Below are 25,046 nucleotides of genomic sequence, written 5' to 3' on the forward strand. Positions count from 1 at the left end.
TCACGCCGCGGCGTCGTCGAGTTCGACGATGCGGGCGGTGACGTCCTCGCCGTCGATCGCGAGTTCGCCGACGGCGATCGGCAAGCGGAACCGGCGTCGCCCTGCGCTGCCCGGGTTCACGTACAGGATGCCGTCGCACCGCGCGATCGACGGGCGATGCGAATGGCCACTGACGACGACACCGGCGCCGCTCGCGCGCGGATCGATCGCGAGCGTGGCGACGTCGTGCAGCACGTGGATGCGCACGCGCTCCAACACGATGTCGGCACTCGCGGGCAGCGCGTCGGCCCAGTCGCCGTGATCGTTGTTGCCGCGCACCGCAGTGAGCGGCGCGATGCGCGCGAGCGCCGCGAGGATCGCCGGATCGCCGATGTCGCCCGCGTGCAGCACGTGGTCGCAGCCGTGCAGGAACGCGAGCGCCTGCGGCCGCAGCAGGCCGTGCGTGTCGGAAATGAGGCCGATGCGTTTCATCGCGGCGCGGCGTCGAGCGCGACGACCCGCACGGTCGACTCGCGGTGGATGCGGAAGCCCATGCGTTCGTACAGTCGCACCGCGCCCGTGTTGGTGCCGGCGACGTGCAGGAACGGTCGTTCGCCGCGCAGCAGCTCGCGCCGCAGCAGCTTGTGCATGAGGCGGCGGGCGAGCCCGCGTCCCTGCTGGTCCGGCTGGGTGCAGACGCCGCTGATCTCGCGCCAGCCGCCGGCGAACACGCGTTCGCCCGCCATCGCGACGAGGCGCTCGTCGTCGAACAGGCCGAAGTAGTCGCCGAGTTCGATCGTCTTCGGTCCGAACGGACCGGGCCGCGTCAGGCGCGCGAGCTCGAGCGCCTGCGTCGCGTGGCGCGCGTCGAGTGGCTGCGCTTCGGGCGCGTCGTCGTCGGGGATCGGCCCCTCCCACACCATCTTGTACATCGTCGCGTCGACGTCGACGCGCCAGCCCGCCGGCACGCGGCCGCTCCAGCCGTCGCAATAGAAGCGCTCGCCGGCGTCGCAGTACGGCGCGAGCGCGGCGAAGTCCGGCGACCGTGCGTCGGCGAACGCGACGATCGGCGAGTAGTCGCGCGCGAAGCGTCGCGCGACCGCGGTGCCGCGTGCGAACCGCGCCTGCGGGCCTGCGAGCGCGTGCCAGAAGATGTTGTCGAGCAGGCGCGGATCAGTCACGCCGAGCGCTCCATCGTGAGATGCCGGCGATTCGCTTGCGACGGGGCGTTCGTTTGCGGCGCGGCGCGGCGGTAGTCACGTTCGCGGCGACCGCGTCGCGGCCTTCCTGCGCGCGGCCGGCGCGGCCGTCGTCGCGCGTGTGGATCGGCCGCGCGCCGACTTCGGCGCCTGCGCGGCGCACGCCTGCTGCAGCAGGCCGCGCAGTGCGGTGCGCGTGACACGCCCGAGCCGCACGAGCACGGCCGGGTAGCCGTCGTAGTGCGGCTCGGTGAAGAACGTGTCGGGATCGGAGAGCAAGAGCAGCTCCTTCGCGTCGAGATCGGCCACGCGCACCGCGAGCACGTCGTGGTTGACGACGCGCGGCTTGCGCGGATGCACGCGTTCGCGCCACGGCCAGGCGATGCCCTTGTACTTGTCGCCGTTGCGCACGGAGAACACGAGCGGACCGTCCTCGCGCGTGTCCGGCAGCGCGAGGGCGAGCGTGCGGACGTCCTCGTGCGTGACCATCGGCGCCGACTCTCTTCGCGGGACGAGAGTCGAGTCTACGCCGTCCGGCGCGCGGCGGGAGCGGTTGCAGGTATGACTGCGGCTCCGGTCGTGCGAAGAGCATCGCGGCTTGCGCCGCTCCCACAAAGGCCCGCGTTCGAATGCACGCCGCTGGCGCCACGCTTCCCTGCGGGAGCGGCGCAAGCCGCGATGCTCTTCCCGCTACCGCGAACGCGCATCGCGCGTTCGCGGCGCCGCTCAGCCGACCGCGTCACCCGAACGATGCGCGACCCACGCGCCGACGAGCGCCGAGGCATACGGGATCGCCTGTGCGGCGAGGATCGCGATCCACAGGCGGCCCTCGACGTAGTTGATGCCCGAGGAATTGATCATGCCGACCACGCAGGCGACGAGCGCGAGGAACAGCAGCATCTCCTCGCTGACCGCGGTGAACGGATTGGGTTTCTTGCCGATGCGGCGGCTCTTCGCGGTGCGGATGAATTCGCCCTTCTTGCGCCACAGCCCTTCGAAGATGCCGCGCGCGATCGCGTGCGACAGGCTCATGCTGGCGACCGACGCGGCGATCGTGTCCTTCCACGAGCACGGCACGCGCACGCGGTAGAGGATGATGCCGAACGCAGCCTTGAACACGAAGAAGCCGATCAGCGGCACGAGGAACAGGTACATCGGCAGCGTGAACCAGCGTGGCGCGAGCACCATGCCGAGCGTCCACAGCATCGCCATCAGGGTGAACACGAGGTGCAACGCGTCGCCGAACCAGGAGAACCAGCCGGTGAGGAAATGGAAGCGCTGGCCGCGCGAGAGCGTCGACGCCTTCGAGGTCATCCAGTCCCAGCGCGCCTTCATGATCTGCATCGCGCCGAACGCCCAGCGGTAGCGCTGCGACTTGTACGCCTTGAAGTCGGCCGGCGTGAGGCCCTTGCCCATGAGCTCGTCGACGTAGACGAGTTCGTAGCCGGCCTTCATGAGGCGCAGGCCGAGCTCGGCGTCCTCGCAGATCGTCCATTCCGACCATGCGCCGGTGTTCGCCAGCACGTCCTTGCGCACCATCGTCATCGTGCCGTGCTGGATGATCGCGTTGCGCTCGTTGCGGTGGTGCATGCCGATGCGGAAGAAGCCGTCGTATTCCCAGTTCGTCATGCGGCGGAACGGGTTGTGCTCCCATTCGCGGTGCGCCTGCGGGCACTGCACGACGGCGACCTTGGGGTCGGCGAAGTAACCGGTCAGCGCGCGCAGCCAGTCGCTGCGCACCTCGTAGTCGGCGTCGACGACCGCGACGACGTCCGCGCGCGGATCGGTGACTTCGAGCCCGTAGTTGAGCGCGCCGGCCTTGAAGCCGGGCCACGGTTCGAGGTGGTAGAAGCGGAACTTCGCGCCGAGCTTCGCGCAATGCGCCTCGACCGGCTTCCACACTTCCGGGTTCTTCGTGTTGTTGTCGAGGACGATGACCTCGTAGTTCTCGTAGTCGAGCGCCGCGAGCGAGTCGAGCGTGAGGATCACCATCTCGGGCGGCTCGTTGTAGCAGGCGAGATGGATCGAGACGAACGGTTGCGGATCGCCCGGCTGCGGCTTCAACGGCAGGAACTCGCGCAGCCAGCGCGGCCGCCACAGCACTTCGGTGAATTCGAAGCCGTTGATGAGCAGGATCAGGATGATCGCCAGCTGCGCCGGGAACAGCAGCAACAGCATCGCCCAGTCGAACGGGTCGAGGTAGAAGTCGTACGGCAGCGTCGCCATCCAGACGAGGATCGACGCGCTGAGCTGGATCAGCGCGAGGAAGAACGCGAGGCCCATGGCGCGGAAGCGGATGAAATGGCGCGCGAACCAGAACATCGGCAGCAGCGCGATCAGCGAGGCGACCCCGGCCTTCCACGGCCAGATCGGGTCCTCGATCACCGTTCCCGTGAACGAGAACTTCGGCTGGCGGCTCGCGTTGAACACGCCCCAGTAGGCTTCGACGCGGCCGCCGATGCCTTCCTTCCACGGCTGGTCGATCGCTTCCATCACGTAGTAGTCGATCTTCTCGCGCGCAGCGACGTTGAACCAGTCGCGCAGGAAGTGCGCCTCGTCGGCGAGCGACGGCTGCGCGTACTCGCGGCGGTTGCCGTTCGACGGCCAGCCGATCTCGCCGATCACGATCGGCTTGCCGGGGAACAGCTTCTGCAGTTCGTGGTACTGGCCGAGCGTGAACGCGATCGAATCCTTGCGCGGCTTCTTTTCCCAATACGGCAGGATATGCACGGTGATGAAATCGACGTGCTGCGCGAGTTCGGGGTGGCGCTGCCAGGTGTCGAGCGGCTCGGCCGTCGACACCGGCACTTTCAGCTGCGCGCGCGCGCGGTCGAGGTAGCCGATCAGGGACTTCACGCTGGTGTCGCCGCGCAGGATCACCTCGTTGCCGACCATCACGCGGTCGATGTTGTCGTTCTTGCGCACGACGGCGATCAGCGCGGCGAGCTCGCGTTCGTTGCGCTCGGCGCGACCTTCGATCCACGCGCCCGCCATCACGCGAAGCCCATAGAACTTGGCGATGCGCGGGATCTGCGGATTCTCCGCGGTGGAATAGGTGCGGATGCGCTTGGTGTATTGCGACAGCATGCGCAGGTCGCTGTCGAGTTCCGCATCGCTCGGGAAGACCAGCTTGGTCGGGTCCTGGTAGCGCTGCGACGGGTTGTAGGCGAAGCCGGCGACGTCGCCGTGCCAGTCGGCGATGTGCACCGGCCGGTTCAGGTAGCCCCACAGCCCGATGTTGAGCGCCGCGACGACGAGGGTCAGGGCGAGCGCGCGCCAGAACGACTTGCGCACGACGGGAGGCGGGGTGGCGTTCAAAGAGGGTCTCGACTAGGGCGAAAACGGGCGCAAAACGCGTTGCAGCATAGCGGAACGCCGCGCGGCGCCTCAATGTCCGGAGCAGGTGGGAGGGTGGCCTTCGGGGCCGATTTCCGGGGTGGGCATCGGCGCCGGTCCGTCGCCGTTGCGGAAGGGTTGGGCGAGGGCACCTTTCGTGGTGTGCCGCAGGTCGACCTGCCCGGGGGCCGCTCGGCGAGGTGCGGCGGCATTCGCCGCGCCTTGCCGTGTCGCTCATTTTCGTGGAGGCGGCATCAGCGGCGATGCACGTGCGCGGCGGCCCTTTGCGAAAAGCGGACGGACCCTCACGCCTTCGGTGGCTTGCGCCGCAGCTGCGCCAGCACGATCGGTGCGAGCGCGAGCACCGCCATGCCGAGCAGCGGCAGCAGCACGCTGCGATGGGCGAACAGGCTCAGCGAAACGGCGCCTTCGCGCGCGATCGTTTCGGTGAGGCCGGCGCCGAGCGCGGTTTCGAACGCGATCATCACGCTGCCGCCGGTCGCCGTCGCGAGCAGGAACAGCCAGAGCGGGCAGCCGAGCCCGGCGAGCGCGATCGTCACGCCACCGAACGGGAAGAACGGCACGAGCCGCATGAACATCGCGTAGCTGACCGGATAGGCGCGATAGCCGCTGCGCACGCGCTCGACCCACGCCGGCGCGGTGCCGTTGCCGGAGGCGAACGCGGAGCGGCTCGCGAAGAACAGGATCAGCGCACCGAGCGTCGTGCCGAGCGCGGACAGCAGGGTGCCCTCGACGATGCCGAACAGCATGCCGCCGGCGAGCACGATGACGACTGCGCCGGGGATGCCGGTGGCGATCGCGAGCATCATGAGGCCGACTTGGCTGAACGCGGCGAGCCACGGATGGGTCGTGATCGCCGTGCGCAACTCCGCCTCTTCCTGCGCGATCCGATGCGGATCGAAACGGTCGAGTGCGCCACCGAAGAACAGCGCGACGCCGATCGCGATCAGCACGAGCAGCGGCAGGAGGGCGCGCAGGCGTTTCATCGTCGTCCGTGAATGAAACCGCTGAAACGCAGCGGCGGCGTGGCAACGGCAAGGATAGCGGCAGGGCCGCGCGACCGGTACCCGGTGCGACGTCTCATCCCGGTACGCGCGCGTAGACGGTGACTTCCTCGCGGTCGTGGTAGAGCTGCTTCGCACGCAGTTCGACGCGCCGGCCCTTCGCCGCGAGCGCGTCGGCGACGAGGTCCAGGCACAGGCGCACTTCGTCGTGGCGCTTCTTCATCGGCAGCTTGAGGTTGAAGATCGCGTGGCGGCACAGGCCTTCGGCGAGCCATTGCGCCATCAGCCCGGCGACCCGGCGCGGTTGCTCGACCATGTCGCAGACGAGCCAGTCGACCGCACGCGGCGGGCGGTAGCGGAAGCCGTCCGCGCGCAGGTGGTCGACGAGGCCGGAAGCGAGCAGGGCCGCGTCCATCGGTCCGTTGTCGACCGCGGTCACGTGCAGCGAGCGTGCGACGAGCTGCCAGGTCCAGCCGCCCGGCGACGCGCCGAGGTCGACCGCGCGCATGCCCGGCTTGAGCCAGCGTTCGCGCTCACCCTCGTCGAGCAGCACGAGCAGCGCCTCCTCGAGCTTGAGGGTCGAGCGGCTCGGCGCGCTGCGCGGGAATTTCAGGCGCGGGATGCCGCCCGGCCACGGTGCCGTCGTCGCGCGGTCGGCGACGGCGACGTAGGCGGCGTCGGTCGCGGTCATGCACAGGTGCAGGCGCCAACGCGAGTCGCGGTCGATGAGCTTGCGCTGCTTGAGCGCGGCGACCAGCGCCGCCTCCAGCCCGCGGCAGAGCGGCGCGAGTTCGCGCGCGGCGTCGCTGTCGGGGGACTCGACCCAGGCGTCGCACCAGCGGCGCCGACCGTGGAGCGGGTCCTGTGCTTCGACGATCGGCAGCAGCACCGCGAGGCGGTCCTTCGGCGGCAGGTCGCGGGCGTCGCCGAGCACCGCGAGCAGCTGGCGCGCGAACACGAGTTCGCGCCAGCGGCCGGCCAGCGCTGGCGCGTCGTCGCTGACGAATTCGACGTAGCCGCTGCCGCGCGCGGCGCGCGCATAGCCGGCGCCGGACAGGCGCGCGTCGAGCGCCGCGAGTTCCTGCGCGCATTCCCCCTCGAAGCCGGGACGGCAGTAGGCGAGCAGGCGGCGGAGGGCAGGTGCGGACATGGGCGCGACGGCGGGGCGGGTGCGCATGATGCCGGGGTCACGCCGTGCTGGCGAGTGTGACCGCGTGAGGGGAATGTCCGCGCCGGTCCGTATAGCGTTTGGCCGCCGGAGCTCCCCGGCCGCGGCCCAGGCCGCAGGAGGACCGCATGAGGGAAGAACCGATGAAGAACGTATCCCGCCTTCGGCCCGCGCTGGCGGCGGCGCTCGTGGCCGTCGCCGCGCCGATCGCGGTCGCGCACGCGGCCGGGTCTGCCACGACGGCGACCGCGGTCAGCGTCGACACCGGTGCCGACGTGCGCCCGGTCAACCCGCTCATCTTCGGCATCGCCTACGGCGACGGCGCGCGCAACGCGACGATCGGCTATCCGCTGCGGCGCTGGGGCGGCAATTCGGCGACGCGCTACAACTGGAAGGTCGACGTGCACAGCACCGCGTCCGACTGGTATTTCGAGAACATCCCCGGCGCGTCCGACCGCAGCCACGTGCCGCCGCAGGGCAACGACGCCGACGCGTTCATCACCGAGGCGCGCAGCTACGGCGCCGACGTGCTCATCACGATCCCGACGATCGGCTGGACGCCGCGCGCGGACAGCCCGCTGCAGCATCCGTACTTCGCCGGCTTCTCGGTCGCGAAGTACGGCGTGCAGGAGCCGCCGAACCCGTGGACCGCGGCGACCGACCCGTGGGACAGCGACGCCGGCAGCGGCGAATGCCTGCCTGCGCACAACCCGTCGCCGAACTGCGTCGCGTACGGCAACCAGGGCGGCCACCACCTCGTCAACAACGATCCGCACGACACCTCGAGCGAAGTCGCGCCCGCGTTCTGGAAGGAATGGATCGCCCACCTGCAGGCGACGTTCGGCAACGCCGCCGGCGGCGGCGTGCGCTACTACTCGCTCGACAACGAAGTGATGCTGTGGAACTCCACCCATCGCGACGTGCATCCGGCGCCGACGACCTACGACGAGACGTGGGCCAAGGCGTTCGCCTACGGCGGCGCGATCAAGCAGCAGGATCCGGCGGCGAAGGTGAACGGCCCGGTGACCTGGGGCTACTGCGACCTGTTCGGTTCCGCCGCGGACAATTGCGCCGAGGGCGACGACCGCGCCGCGCACGGCGGCCTGCCCTTCGTCGCGTGGTACCTGCAGCAGGTGTGCACGCATCCGCTCGCGGGCGGTGCGCACGCGGTCGACTACCTGGACCTGCACTACTACCCGCAAGGCAACGTCGCGCTCAACGACGACGATTCGCCCACGACGGCGGCGCGCCGCCTGCGCTCGCTGAAGGAGCTGTACGACCCCGACTGGGTGTCCGAATCGTGGATCGCCGACCTCGGCGACAACGACGTCAACCACTACAGCAAGCCGAACCTGATCCCGCGCGTGCGCGGCTGGATCGACCAGTACTGCCCCGGCACGAAGCTCGCGATCACCGAATACAACTGGGGCAACGACGGCACCACGAGCGGCGCGGTCGCGCAGGCGGAGCTGTTCGGCATCTTCGCGCGCGAAGGCGTCGACATGGCCACGCGCTGGGTCGCGCCGGATGCGGACACCGTCGCGGAGCGCGCGTTCACGCTGTTCCTGAACTACGACGGCGCCGGTGCGAAGGTGCAGGGCAGCAGCGTGCGCGCGCAGAGCGCGAACGTCGACCAGATCGGTGCCTACGCGTTCAACGCCGGCGCGCGCACGATGGTGCTGCTCACCAACAAGACGACCACGGCGCAGGACGTGAACCTCGCGTTCGCGAGCGCACCGGGCACGAGCTGGAAGCTGTACGGCTTCGACGCGACGCACGCGGTGCACCCGCTCGCGACCGGCACGGTCTCGGGCACCAGCGTGTCGGTGACGGGATTGCCCGCGATGTCGGCGAACCTGCTCGTCGTGACCGGTGCGGATTCGATCTTCCGCAACGGCTTCGATTGACGCCGGCAAGGCGACGTCCCTGTGGGAGCGGCGGAAGCCGCGATGCTCTGTGCTCCGGGCCGACAAGAGCATCGCGGCTTCCGCCGCTCCCACGGGGGTTTCGGCGTACGCCGACAGGTCGACGACGATTCGATCTGCCGCGACGACTTCGATGAGGGCGCAACGGAAAAGCTTGAAACACGAAGCACACCGAGCACACGACGAAGGCAATCGAGCAAAGAGTCCCTGTGCTCGGTGCGCTTCGTGTTTCAAACCTTTTTGTTCTTCGACGCGCGGCGCACTCGATCGCGGGCAACGCATCGCGACTGAAGGTTCTCCCACATCGAGGAGCCTGCCGCGTGGGAGCGGCTTCAGCCGCGATGCTTCTCAGGCCTCAGCCCTCAATAACTCTCGCCGCCCACGCGTGCATAGAGGTGGAACACCTCGCGCGCGTCGTCGCGCAGCACGTCGCGCACGACCTTGATGCCGCGGCGCTCGAGTTCGCCGACCCAGTCCGCCGGCAACGGCCCTTCGTCGAATTCGCTGAGCTCCATCACGTCGCTCGCGCGCGCGCCGATGCGCAGTTCGTCGATGCCGGCCCAGAAGCTCGCGCCGTAGCACTGGCAGCACGGTTGCGCGCTCGTCGCGAGCACGTAGCGCGCGCCGTCCTCGTTGAGGCGCGCGCGGCCGAGGCGCGCCTGCGCGGCCATGAACGCCATCATCTCCGCGTGCGCGATCGAACACGCCGCCGGCAGTACGCGGTTGACGCCGGCCGCGACGAGGCGACCGTCGCCGTCGAAGATCGCCGCGCCGAACGGTCCACCGCTGCGCTCCTCGACGTTGCGCCGCGCGAGCGCGATCGCGAAGCCGACCTGCGCGTCCGCATCGGCGAACACCTGCCCGGGCGTCGCCGCTGCGTCGAGCCAGGCGGGCAGGGCGAGCGAGATCGGTGCGGGCATCGTCGGGTTCCTGGCGGCGTTCGTGGCCGACAGCGTAGCCGCTCGGCCGCGCCGGCGTCACGGTGGGCGGCCACGCCGCCCGCTTGCGCGCACCGGGCGCAGCCCGCACCATCGCGCGATTCACCGCGGAGGCCGGCATGCAGCATCGGGGATCGGACGCGACGCTCGCGCGCAACCCGGGCATCGACGCGGTGCGCGGACTGTCGATCCTGCTCGTCGTGCTGCACCACCTCGGCCTGCGCATGCCGCTCAAGGCGAGCGTGCTCGGCGGCTTCGTGCCTGCGCGCGTGCTCGCCGCGTTGAACTGGAACGGCTACGAAGCGGTGTTCGTCTTCTTCGTGATCTCCGGCTTCCTCATCGCGCGTCATTCGATCGCGCGTTGGGGCAGCCTCGCGCGCATCGACGTCGGCGCGTTCTACGTGCGCCGCGCCGCGCGCATCCTGCCGTGCCTCGTGCTCGTCGTGCTCGTGCTGTCGCTGCTGCACCTCGCCGGCGCCGCCGACTACGTGATCGCGCGCGAAGGACAGTCGCTGCCGCGCGCGATCGCCGCCGCGTTCGGCCTGCACCTCAACTGGTACGAGGGACGCACCGGCTACCTGCCGGGCGGTTGGGACGTGCTCTGGTCGCTGTCGATCGAGGAGACGTTCTACCTCGCTTTTCCGCTGGTCTGCCTCGTCGTGCGCAGCGAGCGCCTGCTGTTCGTGCTGCTCGCCGCGTTCGCGCTGACCTTGCCGATCTCGCGCGCGGCTCTCGACGGCAACGAGATCTGGCAGGAAAAGGCGTACCTCCCCGGGATGGCCGCGATCGCCTGCGGCGTCGTCGCGGCGCTGGTGTCGGCGCGCTGGAGCGCGCGCGCACCGTGGCTCGCGCGTCGCCTCGCGATGCTCGGCGCGGCGGGGCTCGCCAGCGTGCTGGTCGTCGAGGGCTGGTGGTGGTCGTGGCTCGGCAACGGCACGATGCTCGTGCTGGCCGGTTCGGTCGCGTGCATCGTCGTCGGCCTCGACGGCAGCGAGGGGACGCGTGGCGCGCGCGGTTTCGGCTGGCTGCGCTCGTGCGGTCGGCTCAGCTACGAGATCTACCTCGGCCACATGTTCGTCGTGTTCGCGATCGTCGCGCTGTACAAGGCGAGCGGTGCGAACGCGGCCTGGAGCTTCCTCTGGTACGTGCCGGGCGTCGCGCTGTCGTGGCTGCTCGGCGCTGCGGTCGCGCGCGCGTATTCGCTGCCGTGCGAGCGCTGGGTCAAGAGGCGCTTCACGCGCACGCCGCGCCGTCCCGCGCAGCCCGCACTCGCACTCGATTGAACGACGGGATTCAGGCCGCGAGCGAGCGCCCGTCGCGCGGGCGATCGGCGTCGCCCGCGCGTGCGCCGGTTGCCGGCAGGATGTAACCCTGCAGCTGCAGCAGGCCGGTGTAGAGCTCGATGAGTTCGCGCATCAGGGCACGCATGTTCGTCTCCTCGCGTCGGCCGGGGATTCCCGGTGACGCCAAGGTAACGAATCGAAGGCGCCGGTCCGGTGCCAGTTCGGGCGAGGGCACGGGAGCCGGTCGACCGCGTTCGCGTGCAGTTCAGTGCGCGGCGTCCTCGCCTTCGAGGCGGTTGCTGCAGCGGCCTTCGACGCAGGCGCAGCCGCGGATGTCCGGAAAGCCGCACACGCCGGCTTCGTGCTTGTTCGCGCATTCTTCGCGCACGCGCTCCGGGAACGTCGGGCTGTCCTTGTTGACGCAGGCCGGGAAACGGCCACAGCAGTTGCCGACATCCTTGACCGCGCAGTCGGCGTCGGTGTGGCAGGTGTAGTCCACTTCGGCCTTGATCGGCGGACCGAGCAGGCGCGGCGCCGCGTGCGCGCACGCGCACAGCGAGGCGAGCAGGGCGAGGGCGAGCGGTACGCGCATGCGCGGAGCATACGCCGCCGGGTCCGCCGGTGCGCGTCAGGCGCGCGGCGCGTTCAGGTCGCGTGCGAAATCGCCGGGCGTGCGCCCGACCAGCGCGCGGAAGTCGCGGATGAAATGCGCCTGGTCGAAATAGCCGAGGTCGAGCGCGAGCGCGGCCCAGTCGACGCTGCGGCCTTCGGCGAGCTGTTCGACCGCTTCGTGCAGCCGGTAGCGGTTGATCACCCATTTCGGGCTGACGCCGACGTACTCGCCGAACAGGCGCTGCAGCGCGCGCAGGCCGACGCCGTGGCGTTCGGCGAGCGCATCGACGCGCGTGAGGCCGCGGTCGGCGGCGACGCCGTCGACGATCGCGGCGACGCGCGCGACATCGGGATCGGGTGCCGGCAGGCGTTCGAGCAGGAACGCGCGCACGATCGCGATCATCGCGTGTTCGTCGGCGGCGTCGAACACGCCGGCCTCGAGCTCACCCGCCGATGCGCCGAACATCGCCTCGAGCGTGAGCGAGCGATCGGTTAGGCTCGACACCGGCCGGCCGAGGAACGGACGGAACCCGCCGGGACGGAACTTCACGCCGAACGCGAAGCTGTCGCCTTCGAGGAAGCGCGTGTAGCGACCGCTCGCGACGCCGTGCACCCCGGTGAGGCCGGGTTCGAACACGAGGTAGACGTTCGGGTGGGGCAGCGTCTCCTGCAGCTGCGGCGGATGGCCGGCGAGGTGCCAGCGCACGATCCAGTAGTGCTGCACGAACGCCGCGAGCGGACCGTCGGCGGGATGGCGCGCGTGGTGGAACGTACCCGCGGGCCCGAGCCTGTGCAGGATGCCCCGCGCGCGGCCGGCGCCGAAATTCACCACCGCGGCACGACCCGATCGCGCGATGCCTCGTCGCACGCCGGGCCGGGATGCGGCCGGGCGTCGCGTCGCGTTTTTCCAATCGTCGGCTCGGCGGACATGGTGCAATCGTCCTGCCGTCGCAGCAGGAGAGCAACCATGGCCACGCCCGCTTCCGTCACACTCGCCGCCGTCGTGGCCGGTGCTTTCGCTGCCGCCCTCACCGCGTCGACGCCGCTGCTGCCGCACGCGTCGATCGCCGATGCCGTCAACCCGGGAGTGTCCATGAACCACCAAGCCAGCGGTCCGTTCGACGTCCAGCTCATTCCGCAGAAGGCCGACAACCCGTATGCCGAAGGCGCCGGCATCGGCCGCCTCGCGCTCGACAAGCGCTTCCACGGCGCGCTCGAGGCGACCAGCCAGGGCGAGATGATCGCGTTCCGCACGAGCGTCGCGAACTCCGCCGGCTACGTCGCGCTCGAGCGCGTGAGCGGCACGCTCGACGGCCGCAAGGGCAGCTTCGTGCTGCAGCACAGCTCGATCATGAACCGCGGTGCCGCCACGCAGGACATCCGCGTCGTGCCCGACTCGGGCACCGACGAACTGGCCGGCCTGTCCGGCTCCATGACGATCACGATCGCCGCCGGTGGCGCGCACGCCTACGCGTTCGACTACGACCTCCCGTAGGGCGCTACGCAGCGCGACGCTGCGGGCCGGCCAAGCTGAAAAGACTGAAACACGAAGGACACGAAGGACACGAAGGAAAGAATCGGGAAAAGATTGAAACACGGAGCACACGGAGCACACAGAGGAAAGCTCTCGCTCGATTTGCTTTCTCCGTGTGCTCCGTGTGCTCCGTGTTTCAGGCTTTTGCTTGCGTCCTCAAGCGCCGGCTCAACGGAAAGAAGAATCGATCTGCTTTCCTTCGTGTCCTTCGTGTCCTTCGTGTTTCAATCTCTTGCTCTTGCCCTTGCTGCGGCGAGCCCAAAGCGCTCAGCCGTCCTCGAGCGCCGGTTCCGGTTCGGCCTTGCGGCGCGCCGCCGGCCGTGACGCCGCGGCGGGTGCCGCGAGTGCCGCGGCGAGCGCGGTTTCGGCGCGTTGCTGCTGCTGCGCGCAGAGGTCCGGGCAGAGCACGTGCATGTAGTCGGCGTCGAAGTTGAGGCGGTCGACGAGGAAGTCGATGAACGCGCGCACCTTCGGCGACGGCACGCGCCCGCGCGGGAACACCGCGTTGAAGTCGAGTTCGGGGCCGGTCCAGCCCGACAGCACGCGTCGCACGTGGCCGAGTTCGGCGTACGGCTTGATCGTGACGTCGCTCGCGAGCATGAGGCCTTCACCCGACAGCAGCGCGCTGATCAGCGGGCCGGGGTCGTTGGCGACGAGGATCGGGTCGACGCGGTAGTCGTTCACCTGGTTGCCGTCGCCGAGCGTCCAGGCGTAGTTGCCGTTCGTGCGCGACTTGTGCACCGCGAGTGCGCGATGGCGCGCGAGCTCGTCCGGATGCTGCGGTTCGCCGTAGCGCTCGATGTAGATCGGGCTCGCGTAGACCTGGGTGCGGAACACCGACAGGCGGCGCGCGGCGAGGTTGGAATCGGGCAGGTTGCCGACGCGCAGGCCGACGTCGAGCTCCTTCGCGATGAGGTCGAGCGGCTCCTGCGTGAGGACGAGCTCGACGCGCAGCTCCGGGTGCAGTGCATAGAACTCGCCGAGCAGCGGCGCGACCCAGGTGATGCCGATCGAGTACGGCGCGGTCACGCGCAACCAGCCGCGCGGCCCGCCCTGCAGCTGGCCGACCGCGCTCTCCGCCTCGTCGAGCTGGCGCGCGATCTGCTGGCAGTGCTCGAAATAGATCGCGCCCGCTTCGGTGAGGCCGAGCTTGCGCGTGGTACGGTGCAGGAGTTGCGCGCCGAGGCGCTCCTCGAGTTCCTGCACCTTGCGGCTGACCGAAGTCTTGGGCAGGCGCAGCGAGCGCGCCGCCGCGATGAAGCTGCCGTGTTCGACGACCTTGACGAAAATCAGGGTGTCGTTGAGGTCGCGGGCCATGCTCGACTCCAATCGGGGCAGGATTGGCCCGATGTCGGGACGGTCATTCCCTCATTCAAGCTCTATTTAACCGGAACTTGCGCCCTTACTCCTCGGCGCGAGGCCAATCGCCGACCCGGTCCCGCCCGCTGTCGATCCGAGCATAGCTGCTTCGTCGAAGGGATGGATCGCCGCCCGCCGGGTGTCGCGCAAGCAACGAATAGCCAGACCGGCGACAACGCCCGACGCTTCCGTCGGCCGCGCCGCCGCCGCCAACGATTCCGATCCAGAAACATCCAAACACTGAAAACGAGGTCTGCCCCGATGAAATCGCGTCATGCAACCGTCATCTCCGCTGCGCGGCCGGCCGCCTTCGCCCTCGCCGCGGCCCTCGCCGCGGCGTTCGTCGCGGTCGGCTGCAGCAGCCATGCCGCTCCCGGCGCCGCGGCGATGCCGCCGCCGCCCGAAGTCAGCGTCGCCCAGGTCCTGGTGAAGAACGTGCGCCAGTGGGACGACTTCACCGGTCGCGTCTCTGCGATCCAGTCGGTCGAACTGCGCCCGCGCGTGAGCGGCTACGTCGACAAGGTCGCCTACAAGGAAGGCAGCGAAGTCGCCAAGGGCGACCTGCTGTTCGTGATCGACCAGCGCCCCTACCGCGCCCAGCTCGCGAAGGCGCAAGCCGATCTCGCGCGTGCACGCAGCGAGGCCCAGCTCGCCAAGACGCAGGACGCGCGCGCGCAGACCCTGGTCGCCGCCAAGGCGATCTCGCGCGAGGAGTTCGACACGCGCCACGCCGCGGTCGCGCAGGCCGACGCCGCGGTGCGCGCGGCCGAAGCGGCGGTGACCACCGCCGAGCTCGACCTGCAGTTCACCGAGGTGCGCGCGCCGGTCGCCGGCCGCACGAGCAGGGCGATGATCACCGTGGGCAATCTCGCGCGCGCCGACGAAACGCTGCTGACGACGGTCGTCTCGATGGATCCGGTGTACGTCGACTTCGAAGGCGACGAGCAGGCCTACCTGCGCTACGCCGAGCTCGCGCGCAAGGGCCAGCGCGCGGAACTCTCCAACCCGGTGCGCATCGGCCTCGCCAACGAGGACGGCTACCCGCACAAGGGCACGGTCGAGTTCGTCGACAACCGCATCGATCCGGCCACCGGCACGATCCACGCGCGCGCGGTGCTGCCGAACCCGGATCGCGCGCTCACGCCGGGCCTGTTCGCCCGTGTGCAGCTGGAAGGCAGCGCCGAGTTCAAGGCGATGCTCGTCGACGACAAGGCCATCCTCACCGACCAGGACCGCAAATACGTCTACGTGCTCGGCCCGGAGAACAAGGCGGTGCGCAAGGACATCGTGACCGGCCGCGTGATCGACGGCCTGCGCGTGGTCGATTCCGGCCTCGACGCGCAGGACAACGTGATCATCCGCGGCATCCAGAAGATCTTCTTCCCCGGCATGCCGGTGCAGCCGAAGACGATCGCGATGGACGAGGGCGGTGCCCCGGCGGGCAAGGACCCGGTCGCGATGAAGTGATCGCAGGCGCCGGCGCGCTCGGCGTGCCGGCGCGGATCGCACGGGTGCGATCGCCAAGGGCTTGAATGAAGGCTCCCGCGTGCGGGAGCGGGCTTCGATGCGGCCGCGTGCCGCGCAAGGACAAACACATGGACTTTTCCAGATTCTTCATCGACCGGCCGATCTTCGCCGCGGTGCTGTCGATCGTGATCTTCGCCGCCGGCCTGATCGCGATTCCGATCCTGCCGATCAGCGAATATCCCGAAGTGGTGCCGCCGTCGGTGATCGTGCGCACGGTCTATCCGGGTGCCAATCCGAAGGTGATCGCCGACACCGTGTCGACGCCGCTCGAGGAAGCGATCAACGGCGTCGAGGACATGATGTACATCAAGTCGGTCGCCGGTTCCGACGGCGTGCTGCAGATGACCGTCACGTTCCGCCCCGGCACGAATGCCGACGACGCCGCGGTGCGCGTGCAGAACCGCGTGAGCCAGGCGCTCGCGCGCCTGCCCGAGGACGTGCGGCGCCAGGGCGTGACCACGCAGAAGCAGTCGCCGACCTTCCTCATGGTCGTGCACCTGACCTCGCCGAGCGGCAAGTACGACACGCTGTACCTGCGCAACTACGCGCGCATGCACGTCAAGGATTCGCTCGCACGCCTGCCCGGCGTCGGCGATGCGCAGATCTTCGGCGGTGGCGACTACGCGATGCGTGCGTGGCTCGATCCGGACAAGATCGCCTCGCGCGGCCTCACCGCGGGTGACGTCGTCGGCGCGATGCGCGAGCAGAACGTGCAGGTCTCGGCCGGCCAGCTCGGTGCCGAGCCGATGCCGAGCAGCAACTTCCTCACCCTCATCAACGCGCAGGGCCGCCTGAAGACGCCGGAGGAATTCGGCAACATCGTGCTCAAGGCCGGTGCGGACGGCGAGATCGTGCGCCTGTCCGACGTCGCGCGCCTCGAACTCGGTGCGGGCGACTACACGTTGCGCTCGCAGCTCGACGGCAAGAACGCGGTCGGCATCGGCATCTTCCAGGCGCCCGGCGCGAACGCGCTGGAGATCCAGAAGTCGGTGATCGCCAACATGGACGAGATGGCCAAGCGCTTCCCCGAAGGGATCAAGTACGAGGCCGTCTACGACACCACGATCTTCGTGCGCGACTCGATCAAGGCGGTCGTCAGCACGCTGCTCGAGGCGGTGATGCTGGTCGTGCTCGTGGTGATCCTGTTCCTGCAGACCTGGCGCGCGTCGATCATCCCGCTGATCGCGGTGCCGGTGTCGATCGTCGGCACGTTCGCCGCGCTCTACCTGCTCGGCTTCTCGATCAACACGCTGAGCCTGTTCGGCCTCGTGCTCGCGATCGGCATCGTCGTCGACGACGCGATCGTCGTGGTCGAGAACGTCGAGCGCAACATCGAGGAAGGCCGCACGCCGCTCGAGGCGGCGCACCAGGCGATGAAGGAAGTGTCCGGCCCGATCATCGCGATCGCGCTCGTGCTGTGCGCGGTGTTCGTGCCGATGGCGTTCCTCAACGGCGTGACCGGGCAGTTCTACAAGCAGTTCGCGGTGACCATCGCGATCTCGACGGTGATCTCGGCGATCAACTCGCTGACCCTGTCGCCCGCGCTCGCCGCGCGCCTGCTGCAGTCGCACGACGCGCCGAAGGACGCGCTGTCGCGCCTGATCGATCGCCTGTTCGGCTGGGTATTCCGTCCGTTCAACCGCTTCTTCAAGCGCAGTTCGGAACGCTACCAGGGTGCGGTGTCGCGCACGCTCGGCCGTCGCGCGGTGGTGTTCGCGGTGTACGCGGTGCTGCTCGTCGCGACCGGCCTGATGTTCCGCATCGTGCCGCCGGGCTTCATCCCGACGCAGGACAAGCTGTACCTGATCGCGGGCGTGAAGACGCCGGAAGGCTCGTCGATCGAGCGCACCGACGCGCTGCTGAAGAAGGTCGCCGACATCGCGATGAAGACCGAAGGCGTCGCCCACTCGGTCGCGTTCCCGGGCCTCAACGCGCTGCAGTTCACCAATACGCCGAACACCGGCGTGGTGTTCTTCCCGCTCAAGCCCTTCAGCGAGCGCCATCGCAGCGCGGCCGAGATCGTCGGCGAGATCAACCAGAAGATCGGCGGCCTGCAGGAAGGCTTCACGTTCGCGCTGATGCCGCCGCCGATCCTCGGCCTCGGCAACGGCAACGGCTACCAGGCCTTCATCGAGGATCGCGACAACCTCGGCTACGGCGCGCTGCAGACCGCGGTGCAGTCGATGCAGGGCGCGATCGCGCAGACGCCGGGCATGGGCTTCCCGATCTCGAGCTACCAGGCCAACGTGCCGCAGCTCGACGCCGAAGTCGACCGCGTCAAGGCGAAGGCGCAGGGCGTGTCGCTGACCGGCCTGTTCGACACCTTGCAGACCTACCTCGGCTCGGTCTACGTGAACGACTTCAACCAGTTCGGCCGCACCTGGCAGGTCATCGCGCAGGCCGACGCGTCGTTCCGCGACAGCGTCGAGGACATCGCCAAGCTGCGCACGCGCAACGACCGCGGCGAGATGGTGCCGATCGGCTCGATGGTGAAGATCCACCAGACCTACGGCCCCGACCCGGTGCTGCGCTACAACGGCTACCCCGCGGCGGACCTCGCCGGCGAAGGCGATCCGACCCTGCTGTCGTCGGCGCAGGCGATGGGCATCGTCGAAGGCACGGCCGCGAAGGTGCTGCCGAACGGCATGAAGATCGAATGGACCGATCTCAGCTACCAGCAGGCGACGCAGGGCAAGGCCGCGCTGGTCGTGTTCCCGCTGGCGATCCTGCTCGCGTTCCTCGTGCTCGCCGCGCTGTACGAGAGCTGGACGCTGCCGCTCGCGGTGATCCTGATCGTGCCGATGTGCATGCTCGCGGCGCTGCTCGGCGTCAAGCTCACCGGCGGCGACAACAACGTGTTCGTGCAGGTCGGCCTGGTCGTGCTGATGGGCCTCGCGTGCAAGAACGCGATCCTCATCGTCGAGTTCGCGCGCGAGCTCGAGATGCAGGGCAAGGGCATCATCGAAGCCGCGCTGGAAGCGTGCCGCCTGCGTCTGCGCCCGATCGTGATGACCTCGATCGCGTTCATCGCCGGCACCGTGCCGCTCGTGCTCTCGCACGGCGCCGGCGCGGAAGTGCGCTCGGCCACCGGCATCACGGTGTTCGCGGGCATGATCGGCGTGACCCTGTTCGGCCTGTTCCTCACGCCGGTGTTCTACGTGACCTTGCGCAAGCTGTTCGGCAGCCGCCCGCTCGTGTCGCACGGCCACCACGGCGAGATCGCCCATGCCCATGCATGAGCATGATCGCCGCCGCGCGGCGCCGTCGTTCACGACGGCGTCCGTGCCGGCCGCGGTCGCGGCACGCACCGACGCCGGACCCGCGCATGCGGCCGGCGCGGTCGGGCCGCGCGACCAGCTCGCGATCGTCGATGCGCTGTACCGCTTCGGCGCCGGGCAGGACCTGCGCGACCGCGCGCTGTTCGCGTCGGCGTTCGCCGCCGACGCGACGCTCGACTTCAGCCAGCCGGCTGGACGCTTCGGCGTCGCGCTCACGCCCTTCGCCGGGCGCGACGCGATCGTCGAGACGATCTTCGCCGCGATCGGTGCGCTCGACACCACGCACACCGTCACCAATCCCCGTGTCATGCATTACGACGGCGAGCGCGCAGGCCTGTTCGCGCTCGTCGAGGCGCAGCACCTGCCGCGCGGCGACCACCGCCGGCACCTGCTGCTCAAGAACATCTACCACGTCGATCTCGTGCGCCACGACGGCCTCTGGCTGATCGAGCGCCTGCGCATCGACACCGTCTGGTCCGCCGGCGATCCCGCGGTGCTGTTTCCGAACGCACCGACCGCCGCGACCGAGGAGAACCCCCATGGCTGATTCCATCCTGTCCGCGGCGCCGAAAGCGCTCGCGCTCGGCCTCACGCTCGCGCTCGGCGCCTGCGCGGTCGGTCCCGACTACGTGAAGCCCGATACCGCCGCGCCCGCCCAGTTCGCGCGCGCCGACGCGAAGGCCGACACGGCGACATCCACGGGCGACGCGTCCGCGCCTGCCGCCGACGATGCGTTCTGGGCGCGCTTCGGCGACGCCGAACTCACGTCGCTCGTCGAGCAGGCGCTCGCTGCGAACAACGACCTCAAGGTCGCGCTCGCGCACTACGAGCGCGCCAACGCGGAACTGCGCGGCGCGAAGTTCGACGCGTTGCCGGTGATCACCGCGAGCGCGACCGGCCAGGACATCCGCTCCAGCGCCGACCAGTTGCCCGGCGTCGACCGCGACGGCCGCGACACGAAGAGCTACGACGCCGGTGTCGGCGCGAGCTGGGAACTGGATCTCTTCGGCCGCATCCGCCGCTCGATCGAAGCGGGTCGTGCCGACACCGCCGCGAGCGCCGCGGATCTCGCCGCCGCGCAGGTCGCGATCGCGGGTTCCGTCGCGCGCACCTACATCGAGCTGCGCGGGCAGCAGGAACGCCTGCGCGTCGCGCAGGACAACGCGTCGAACCAGCGCGAGACCCTGCAGCTCGTCGACGCGCGCGTGGACGCGGGCGGCGGCACCGACTTCGACAGCGCGCGTGCGCGCGCGCAGCTCGAGACGACCGACGCGCGCATCCCGGCGCTCGAAGCGCAGATCGCCTTCGCGATGCATCGCCTCGCGGTGCTCACCGGCCGCACTCCCGACGCGCTGATCGCCGAACTGCAGGCGCCGGTCGCGCTGCCCGCACTGCCCGAACGCCTCGACGCCGGCACGCCCGGCGAACTGCTGCGCCGTCGTCCCGACGTCGCCGCGGCGGAACAGCGCCTGCACGCGGCGACCGCGCGCATCGGTGTCGCCACCGCCGACCTGTTCCCGCGCTTCACGCTCGGCGGCCTGCTCGGCACGCAGGCGGCGAGCACGGGCGCGTTGTTCGAGCGCGACAGCGAAACGCACCTGCTCGCCCTCGGCGTCGACTGGTCGTTCCTCGACGTCGGCCACGTGCGCGCGCGCATCGCCGCGAGCGGCGCCGATGCACAAGCCGCGCTCGCGCAGTACCGCCAGAGCGTGCTGCTCGCGCTCGAGGACACCGAGAACGCGCTCGTGCGCTACGCCAAGGCCCGCGCCGAAGACGCCCAGCTCGAACGCGCTGCCACCGACAGCGCCGAAGCGGCGCGCCTCGCGCGCGTGCGTTACGAAGCCGGCGCCGCCGGCCTGCTCGAAGTGCTCGACGCCGAACGCAGCCGCCTGCAGGCGCAGGACGCGTTCGCCGACGCGCGCACGCGCAGCATCAACGGCGCCGTCGCGCTGTACCAGGCCCTCGCGGGCGGCTGGCCGCAGCACGTGCCGCAGCGCGAGGGCATCGCGCAACGCTGAGGCGCCGACACCCTGCCGTCGCCCTTGTTCGTTTCGCCCCTCGCGCGCATTTCGCCTCTCCCGCTCGCGGGAGAGGCCGCCGCGCGAAGCGCGGCGGGTGAGGGGAGCCGGGCGACGAGTCCCATCACGGCCAGCAGTCGCTCCGCCTCCCCCTCACCCGACCCTCTCCCACGCGCAGGAGAGGAGCAGCAGCCGCCTCGCCGCAACCACGACGTCGCGATCTCGCCTCTCCCACTCGCGGGAGAGGCCGCCGCGCACCGCGCGGCGGGTGAGGGCATCCGGAGCGTACGCCTCCGAAGCGGTCGACGCTCCGCCAGAACCGCAAATGCCGTCGACGGAACCCTTCGGATCGCGCTCCCTGCGTCACTCGCCGGGCTCGCCGCTCCAACCGCGTCGCCGGGTGCTCCACCGGAAGGCTACGGAACTCGACGCGCCGAGCTCGACGCCCGACCCGCCAGGCGCCGGACGCGAACACCCGAGCGCCGAGCTCGGACGGCAAAGCCCAGGGCTCGAACGTCCGAGCGCCGAACTCGAAAGGCGGAGCTCCGATCTCGACACGTCGAGCTCCGAGCTCGAACGTCCGAGCTCCGAACTCGAACGTCCGAGCTCCGAGCTCGAACGTCCGAGTACCCGAACCCGACAGGTCGAGCTCCGAACCGGAACGCCCTGACCTGGGGCTGGATGGGTCGAGCTCCAATCTCGAAAGGCGACCCTCCGCGCGCGATACGTTGACTTTCGAACGTGGCGTTTCGAGCTCCAAGTTCGGTCACCCGCGTTCGCAACCCGATTCTCGAGGTGGAGAACGCGACGCGTCCGGCAAGGAATGCAGATACCGCCTCGGAATGCCACGCCTCGCTGCTCCGCGCCGGCGGAAGCGGCACGCTCCTCCATTCTCCAGCACTGGCAGCAGCGCCCGGAAAGGCGTAGAACCACCGTCCTGCGCACACGTCCAGATGTGTAATTGCGCCTTCACATCCAGGATGTTGCGAGGCGGTGTGGCCGCTGTCGTCGGATGTTCGCTGTCGCCCAAGCGGTTGAAGGTATATGGAAAACCGTCTTGACCGAGAAGGTCGACGAGCACGCCCTGAATACTAGGGTTAGGGGTCTATCTGTACTTGAGCCTAAAAAATATGACCGCGATTCTCGAGTTCTTAAATAAAAACGCCGGCGCATTAACGGTACTCTTCACGGCTGCAGTTACCGTCGCTACCGCAGTTTACGCCGCCTTGACTTGGGTTCTCGTTAAGGAGACGCGAATGATGAGGGAGGTTCAAACGGAACCGAAATTACAGGTAACAGTCGGCTCATTCGACTTCGCAATCCACATTGTCCGGCTACACGTTCGTAACGTTGGCCTCGGCCCCGCTTTGGATGTCACGTTCAAGCCAAAAGTTCTTGCGGGAGGTCAGTCTGCTGAGAGACTTCTTGCTGAATTCACAGGCGTGAACTTTTTCAGCGTTGGGCTCAAGCATTTTGGCCCCGGCCAAGAGCGGGTCTCAGCGTATACACAACTAAATGAAGATCACGACGGAAAAATGGCCTCAATGCTAGCGCTAGACGTGACATACAGTAGCGCTACTGGCAAGAGATATGCTGACTCGCTTGTTATAGATATGTCGGAACTAAAAGGTAGTTACCAGCTAGGTAAACCCGATGCATATGCAATTGCCAGGAGCTTGGAGAAGATGCAGAGCGATATTCACCGGCTAACAACCGGGTTTCATCGCATCAAGGCAGATATTTACACGAGCGAGGATCGTGCAGAAGAGCGCGCGGAAGCTCAGGCTAGGCGAGACCAGTCGCAAAGGGAGCGCCAGGCCAATCAAGGCGCTCAAGCAGACAATTCCGCCTCAAGCGGGCCAGCCGCTTAGCTTTAGCGTATGTCGCATCGAAGTCGTCTCCACCCTGTATTGCGATGAACTACAGACGCTCCACCGCCAGACAATGAATGGAGCAGAGATCTTCAGGAAAGGTTATGAGCGACAAGAAGAGGCTTGCGGACGTGTTCAAAACGGTGGGTCTTCCCCCCTATACGTACGTGAAACCACCATACTATGGAGAGGTGCGAGCCGATATCTCCCAAGCGGGCAAACACCTGCTCATCGAAGGTCCTTCCGGTATTGGCAAGACGTGCGTTGTTTTCAAAGCTTTTGAGGAACTTGGGCTTGTTCAGGATCGCGATTTCATCTATGTGAGTTGCCGCGACACTGCGGCGTCCGCGATGATTGAAGGGTTTCTAGCTGCGGCGACGGACGGTGCCCCGACAGGCGTACCGATTTTGGTGATAGACGAATTCCATCTGCTTGCGACCGCGCGCAGAGCAGAGATTGGCTCTCAACTCAAGCGCATGAGTGACCGGGCATTTGAGCGGAAGGACCCATCGAAAGCCATCCTCATTGGCATACCAACCACCGGCGTGTCCCTGCTGTCTGACGCTTACGACCTAGGTCCACGCTTGGGTACGTATGTGCTGAAGCGCGTGTCGGACGTTGAGATTGAGAAGCTTCTGAGCGAAGGTGAGTCAGCGCTTCAGATTATCTTCGAAGACCGTGACATACTCTTGTCCGAAAGTGCAGGGAACTTCTGGCTCGCGCAGTATGTATGCAACAAGGTCTGTGCGTCGCAAGAGATCTTTGAGACTCAAGACGAGATACGCATCCTCACCTTCGATATCCTAGGTATTCGTTCTCGGCTCATGACAGAGCTCTCACAGAGATACATGCCAGCAGCTAAGACGTTTGCAAAGGGAAAGAAGTGGCGTCCTGGCGGAAACAAACCCTACCTTGAAGTGCTGCTCGCTTTATGCAAGATCCCAGAGTCGGTGGTCACCTTCGATAAGCTTCTCTATCTCCTTCCCGAGAAGCGGAAGCCCGGAATCAAGGCGGTGCGACCTCGCATTTCCGAGGTTATTCTTGATCCGTCGAAGCAAGTTGATCTTCGTAAGCAGATCGCCTTTGATCCAGATTCTGGATTCTCGATTGAGGACCCCCTATTTCGCTATTTCTTGAACAATCTTGACCCAAAGCGAATCTACCAAGAGTTGGGCGTTGAGGAGACGGTAGTTGAGCAGGGTAATGTGTACTCGTATGACATCGGGTTTTCCTTCGCTGGTGAGGTGCGCAAGCTGGTCGAGGTCGCCAATGCCGAACTCAAGAAGGAGGATGTAGTCACTTTCTATGACTATGACCAACAAGCTGTTCTCTTGGCCTTGGATTTGGAGAAGGTACTCGAAAGAATCTACGGGGAGTCCTGCCGCTACTACCTAGTCTTCTTGGACAAGCATTATCGCGAGAAGGTTTGGACCAAGTATGAGAAGGACGTGATGACTCGCCCAGGGCGCAAGGATCACATCATTCCGGTGATAGTTGACGATGCCGGGGCACAAGGTGCGGTCGGTATTCCGAAGACAATCGGCCGAATTGATGTTCGCGACATCTGGAGCGAGGTTCAGAAAGCGGGCCATATCACCCAAGACGCCGTGAATGCCATTCGGAATCGATGCGTACTGCCGCTGCTTGAGAAGCTTGAGAGTGCAGTGCATGTAGTGTAGGCCGCGGATTGGGCCCGAGTTCGTCGTGTGCAATGCGTGCGACCTGGAGGGCAATATCTCCCAGGTCCGTGAAATGGCCTGGCCGCGACGTCGGAATCTAAGCCCATGCGAACCGTGCTGAACCTGTCGAGTCTCTTCCTCGCGCTGCCATCGATCGCGCTTGCCGCGGCATTCCTCGTGCTCGGCAGTGCGATCTCGGCGCATTCGCAGAACGGGGTCAGAGTGGACTACCCCTGATTTTTCGGACACCAGAAAGCGAGGACAATCCTCGCACGGAGGTGTTCGATGGAGAAGCGTCAGCGATTCACCGCGGAG

General features: G+C 67.9%; 21 protein-coding genes. 10 read left to right on the plus strand and 11 right to left on the minus strand.

Annotated features, from left to right (window positions below; genetic code table 11):
- The 6 genes from FHW12_RS20570 to rlmM all read right to left on the minus strand — a co-directional run bounded on the left by FHW12_RS20570 (nucleotide 1) and on the right by rlmM (nucleotide 6,689).
- Nucleotides 1-471, minus strand: coding sequence for a metallophosphoesterase family protein (locus FHW12_RS20570; RefSeq protein WP_182532939.1), 471 nt, complete (start codon nucleotides 469-471; stop codon nucleotides 1-3).
- The gene (locus FHW12_RS21720; RefSeq protein WP_182532940.1) at nucleotides 468-1,160 is read right to left on the minus strand and encodes a GNAT family N-acetyltransferase; all 693 of its coding nucleotides are present in this window, start codon (nucleotides 1,158-1,160) and stop codon (nucleotides 468-470) included. The genes FHW12_RS20570 and FHW12_RS21720 overlap by 4 nt, the downstream gene beginning before the upstream one ends.
- Nucleotides 1,161-1,235: 75 nt before the next feature.
- On the minus strand, nucleotides 1,236-1,667 hold the full coding sequence (locus tag FHW12_RS20580) for a hypothetical protein (RefSeq protein ID WP_182532941.1): 432 nt from the start codon (nucleotides 1,665-1,667) through the stop codon (nucleotides 1,236-1,238).
- Between the two features lie 237 nt (nucleotides 1,668-1,904).
- Nucleotides 1,905-4,496 (minus strand): glycosyltransferase, encoded by a 2,592-nt coding sequence (locus tag FHW12_RS20585; RefSeq protein ID WP_182532942.1) that lies wholly within the window; start codon nucleotides 4,494-4,496, stop codon nucleotides 1,905-1,907.
- Nucleotides 4,497-4,819: 323 nt separating this feature from the next.
- Nucleotides 4,820-5,521, minus strand: a complete 702-nt coding sequence (locus tag FHW12_RS20590) for a TVP38/TMEM64 family protein (protein ID WP_182532943.1) — start codon at nucleotides 5,519-5,521, stop codon at nucleotides 4,820-4,822.
- 94 nt (nucleotides 5,522-5,615) lie between these two features.
- The gene (gene rlmM, locus FHW12_RS20595; protein ID WP_259393180.1) at nucleotides 5,616-6,689 is read right to left on the minus strand and encodes a 23S rRNA (cytidine(2498)-2'-O)-methyltransferase RlmM; all 1,074 of its coding nucleotides are present in this window, start codon (nucleotides 6,687-6,689) and stop codon (nucleotides 5,616-5,618) included.
- Between the two features lie 161 nt (nucleotides 6,690-6,850).
- On the opposite strand from rlmM, the gene FHW12_RS20600 reads away from it, so the two are divergent.
- Nucleotides 6,851-8,614, plus strand: coding sequence for a glycoside hydrolase family 44 protein (locus FHW12_RS20600; RefSeq protein WP_182532945.1), 1,764 nt, complete (start codon nucleotides 6,851-6,853; stop codon nucleotides 8,612-8,614).
- A gap of 380 nt (nucleotides 8,615-8,994) precedes the next feature.
- Here the strand turns inward: FHW12_RS20600 and FHW12_RS20605 are convergent, their stop codons facing one another.
- On the minus strand, nucleotides 8,995-9,552 hold the full coding sequence (locus FHW12_RS20605; RefSeq protein WP_182532946.1) for a nucleoside deaminase: 558 nt from the start codon (nucleotides 9,550-9,552) through the stop codon (nucleotides 8,995-8,997).
- A gap of 137 nt (nucleotides 9,553-9,689) precedes the next feature.
- Here FHW12_RS20605 and FHW12_RS20610 point away from each other — a divergent pair, with 137 nt between their 5' ends.
- A complete protein-coding gene (locus tag FHW12_RS20610; protein ID WP_182532947.1) occupies nucleotides 9,690-10,853 on the plus strand; it encodes an acyltransferase family protein in 1,164 nt (387 codons plus the stop codon).
- Between the two features lie 10 nt (nucleotides 10,854-10,863).
- On the opposite strand, the gene FHW12_RS21515 is transcribed toward FHW12_RS20610, so the two are convergent.
- The 3 genes from FHW12_RS21515 to FHW12_RS20620 all read right to left on the minus strand — a co-directional run bounded on the left by FHW12_RS21515 (nucleotide 10,864) and on the right by FHW12_RS20620 (nucleotide 12,294).
- The gene (locus FHW12_RS21515; RefSeq protein WP_259393181.1) at nucleotides 10,864-10,998 is read right to left on the minus strand and encodes a hypothetical protein; all 135 of its coding nucleotides are present in this window, start codon (nucleotides 10,996-10,998) and stop codon (nucleotides 10,864-10,866) included.
- 120 nt (nucleotides 10,999-11,118) lie between these two features.
- On the minus strand, nucleotides 11,119-11,445 hold the full coding sequence (locus tag FHW12_RS20615) for a hypothetical protein (RefSeq protein WP_182532948.1): 327 nt from the start codon (nucleotides 11,443-11,445) through the stop codon (nucleotides 11,119-11,121).
- Between the two features lie 36 nt (nucleotides 11,446-11,481).
- Nucleotides 11,482-12,294 carry a DUF6597 domain-containing transcriptional factor gene (locus tag FHW12_RS20620; RefSeq protein ID WP_182532949.1) on the minus strand — a complete coding sequence of 271 codons (813 nt, stop codon included), beginning with the start codon at nucleotides 12,292-12,294 and terminating at the stop codon, nucleotides 11,482-11,484.
- A gap of 138 nt (nucleotides 12,295-12,432) precedes the next feature.
- Here FHW12_RS20620 and FHW12_RS20625 point away from each other — a divergent pair, with 138 nt between their 5' ends.
- Nucleotides 12,433-12,960: a DUF3224 domain-containing protein gene (locus tag FHW12_RS20625; protein ID WP_310735310.1), complete on the plus strand. Its 528-nt coding sequence runs from the start codon at nucleotides 12,433-12,435 to the stop codon at nucleotides 12,958-12,960.
- Nucleotides 12,961-13,266: 306 nt separating this feature from the next.
- Here FHW12_RS20625 and FHW12_RS20630 read toward each other — a convergent pair whose 3' ends face one another.
- Nucleotides 13,267-14,316: a LysR family transcriptional regulator gene (locus FHW12_RS20630; RefSeq protein WP_182532950.1), complete on the minus strand. Its 1,050-nt coding sequence runs from the start codon at nucleotides 14,314-14,316 to the stop codon at nucleotides 13,267-13,269.
- A 303-nt stretch (nucleotides 14,317-14,619) separates the two neighbouring features.
- On the opposite strand from FHW12_RS20630, the gene FHW12_RS20635 reads away from it, so the two are divergent.
- From FHW12_RS20635 to FHW12_RS21520, 7 genes are all read left to right on the plus strand, one after another.
- Complete coding sequence (locus FHW12_RS20635) at nucleotides 14,620-15,825, plus strand: efflux RND transporter periplasmic adaptor subunit (protein WP_220484580.1); 1,206 nt, start codon at nucleotides 14,620-14,622, stop codon at nucleotides 15,823-15,825.
- A 128-nt stretch (nucleotides 15,826-15,953) separates the two neighbouring features.
- Entirely contained in the window at nucleotides 15,954-19,124 is a 3,171-nt protein-coding gene (locus tag FHW12_RS20640; RefSeq protein WP_182532951.1) for an efflux RND transporter permease subunit, read from the plus strand.
- Nucleotides 19,111-19,710: a nuclear transport factor 2 family protein gene (locus FHW12_RS20645; RefSeq protein WP_220484581.1), complete on the plus strand. Its 600-nt coding sequence runs from the start codon at nucleotides 19,111-19,113 to the stop codon at nucleotides 19,708-19,710. Before FHW12_RS20640 ends, FHW12_RS20645 begins: the two co-directional genes overlap by 14 nt.
- Nucleotides 19,703-21,181: an efflux transporter outer membrane subunit gene (locus FHW12_RS20650; RefSeq protein ID WP_220484582.1), complete on the plus strand. Its 1,479-nt coding sequence runs from the start codon at nucleotides 19,703-19,705 to the stop codon at nucleotides 21,179-21,181. Before FHW12_RS20645 ends, FHW12_RS20650 begins: the two co-directional genes overlap by 8 nt.
- Nucleotides 21,182-22,311: 1,130 nt before the next feature.
- On the plus strand, nucleotides 22,312-23,052 hold the full coding sequence (locus tag FHW12_RS20655; protein ID WP_182532952.1) for a hypothetical protein: 741 nt from the start codon (nucleotides 22,312-22,314) through the stop codon (nucleotides 23,050-23,052).
- A 104-nt stretch (nucleotides 23,053-23,156) separates the two neighbouring features.
- Nucleotides 23,157-24,731 (plus strand): AAA family ATPase, encoded by a 1,575-nt coding sequence (locus FHW12_RS20660; protein WP_182532953.1) that lies wholly within the window; start codon nucleotides 23,157-23,159, stop codon nucleotides 24,729-24,731.
- A 105-nt stretch (nucleotides 24,732-24,836) separates the two neighbouring features.
- Nucleotides 24,837-24,968 (plus strand): hypothetical protein, encoded by a 132-nt coding sequence (locus FHW12_RS21520; protein WP_259393182.1) that lies wholly within the window; start codon nucleotides 24,837-24,839, stop codon nucleotides 24,966-24,968.
- Nucleotides 24,969-25,046 lie beyond the last annotated feature (78 nt).

Origin of the sequence: Dokdonella fugitiva, from assembly GCF_014138265.1 — a bacterium.
Classification (GTDB): domain Bacteria; phylum Pseudomonadota; class Gammaproteobacteria; order Xanthomonadales; family Rhodanobacteraceae; genus Dokdonella_A; species Dokdonella_A fugitiva_A.

Bases quoted from the DNA above. Each gene is read 5' to 3' on its own strand.
- FHW12_RS20570 (WP_182532939.1), bottom strand. From the start codon at position 471: ATGAAACGCATCGGCCTCATTTCCGACACGCACGGCCTGCTGCGGCCG.
- FHW12_RS20580 (WP_182532941.1), bottom strand. From the start codon at position 1,667: ATGGTCACGCACGAGGACGTCCGCACGCTCGCCCTCGCGCTGCCGGAC.
- FHW12_RS20590 (WP_182532943.1), bottom strand. From the start codon at position 5,521: ATGAAACGCCTGCGCGCCCTCCTGCCGCTGCTCGTGCTGATCGCGATC.
- rlmM (WP_259393180.1), bottom strand. From the start codon at position 6,689: ATGTCCGCACCTGCCCTCCGCCGCCTGCTCGCCTACTGCCGTCCCGGC.
- FHW12_RS20600 (WP_182532945.1), top strand. From the start codon at position 6,851: ATGAAGAACGTATCCCGCCTTCGGCCCGCGCTGGCGGCGGCGCTCGTG.
- FHW12_RS20605 (WP_182532946.1), bottom strand. From the start codon at position 9,552: ATGCCCGCACCGATCTCGCTCGCCCTGCCCGCCTGGCTCGACGCAGCG.
- FHW12_RS20610 (WP_182532947.1), top strand. From the start codon at position 9,690: ATGCAGCATCGGGGATCGGACGCGACGCTCGCGCGCAACCCGGGCATC.
- FHW12_RS21515 (WP_259393181.1), bottom strand. From the start codon at position 10,998: ATGCGTGCCCTGATGCGCGAACTCATCGAGCTCTACACCGGCCTGCTG.
- FHW12_RS20615 (WP_182532948.1), bottom strand. From the start codon at position 11,445: ATGCGCGTACCGCTCGCCCTCGCCCTGCTCGCCTCGCTGTGCGCGTGC.
- FHW12_RS20625 (WP_310735310.1), top strand. From the start codon at position 12,433: ATGGCCACGCCCGCTTCCGTCACACTCGCCGCCGTCGTGGCCGGTGCT.
- FHW12_RS20630 (WP_182532950.1), bottom strand. From the start codon at position 14,316: ATGGCCCGCGACCTCAACGACACCCTGATTTTCGTCAAGGTCGTCGAA.
- FHW12_RS20635 (WP_220484580.1), top strand. From the start codon at position 14,620: ATGAAATCGCGTCATGCAACCGTCATCTCCGCTGCGCGGCCGGCCGCC.
- FHW12_RS20640 (WP_182532951.1), top strand. From the start codon at position 15,954: ATGGACTTTTCCAGATTCTTCATCGACCGGCCGATCTTCGCCGCGGTG.
- FHW12_RS20645 (WP_220484581.1), top strand. From the start codon at position 19,111: ATGCCCATGCATGAGCATGATCGCCGCCGCGCGGCGCCGTCGTTCACG.
- FHW12_RS20650 (WP_220484582.1), top strand. From the start codon at position 19,703: ATGGCTGATTCCATCCTGTCCGCGGCGCCGAAAGCGCTCGCGCTCGGC.
- FHW12_RS20655 (WP_182532952.1), top strand. From the start codon at position 22,312: ATGACCGCGATTCTCGAGTTCTTAAATAAAAACGCCGGCGCATTAACG.
- FHW12_RS20660 (WP_182532953.1), top strand. From the start codon at position 23,157: ATGAGCGACAAGAAGAGGCTTGCGGACGTGTTCAAAACGGTGGGTCTT.
- FHW12_RS21520 (WP_259393182.1), top strand. From the start codon at position 24,837: ATGCGAACCGTGCTGAACCTGTCGAGTCTCTTCCTCGCGCTGCCATCG.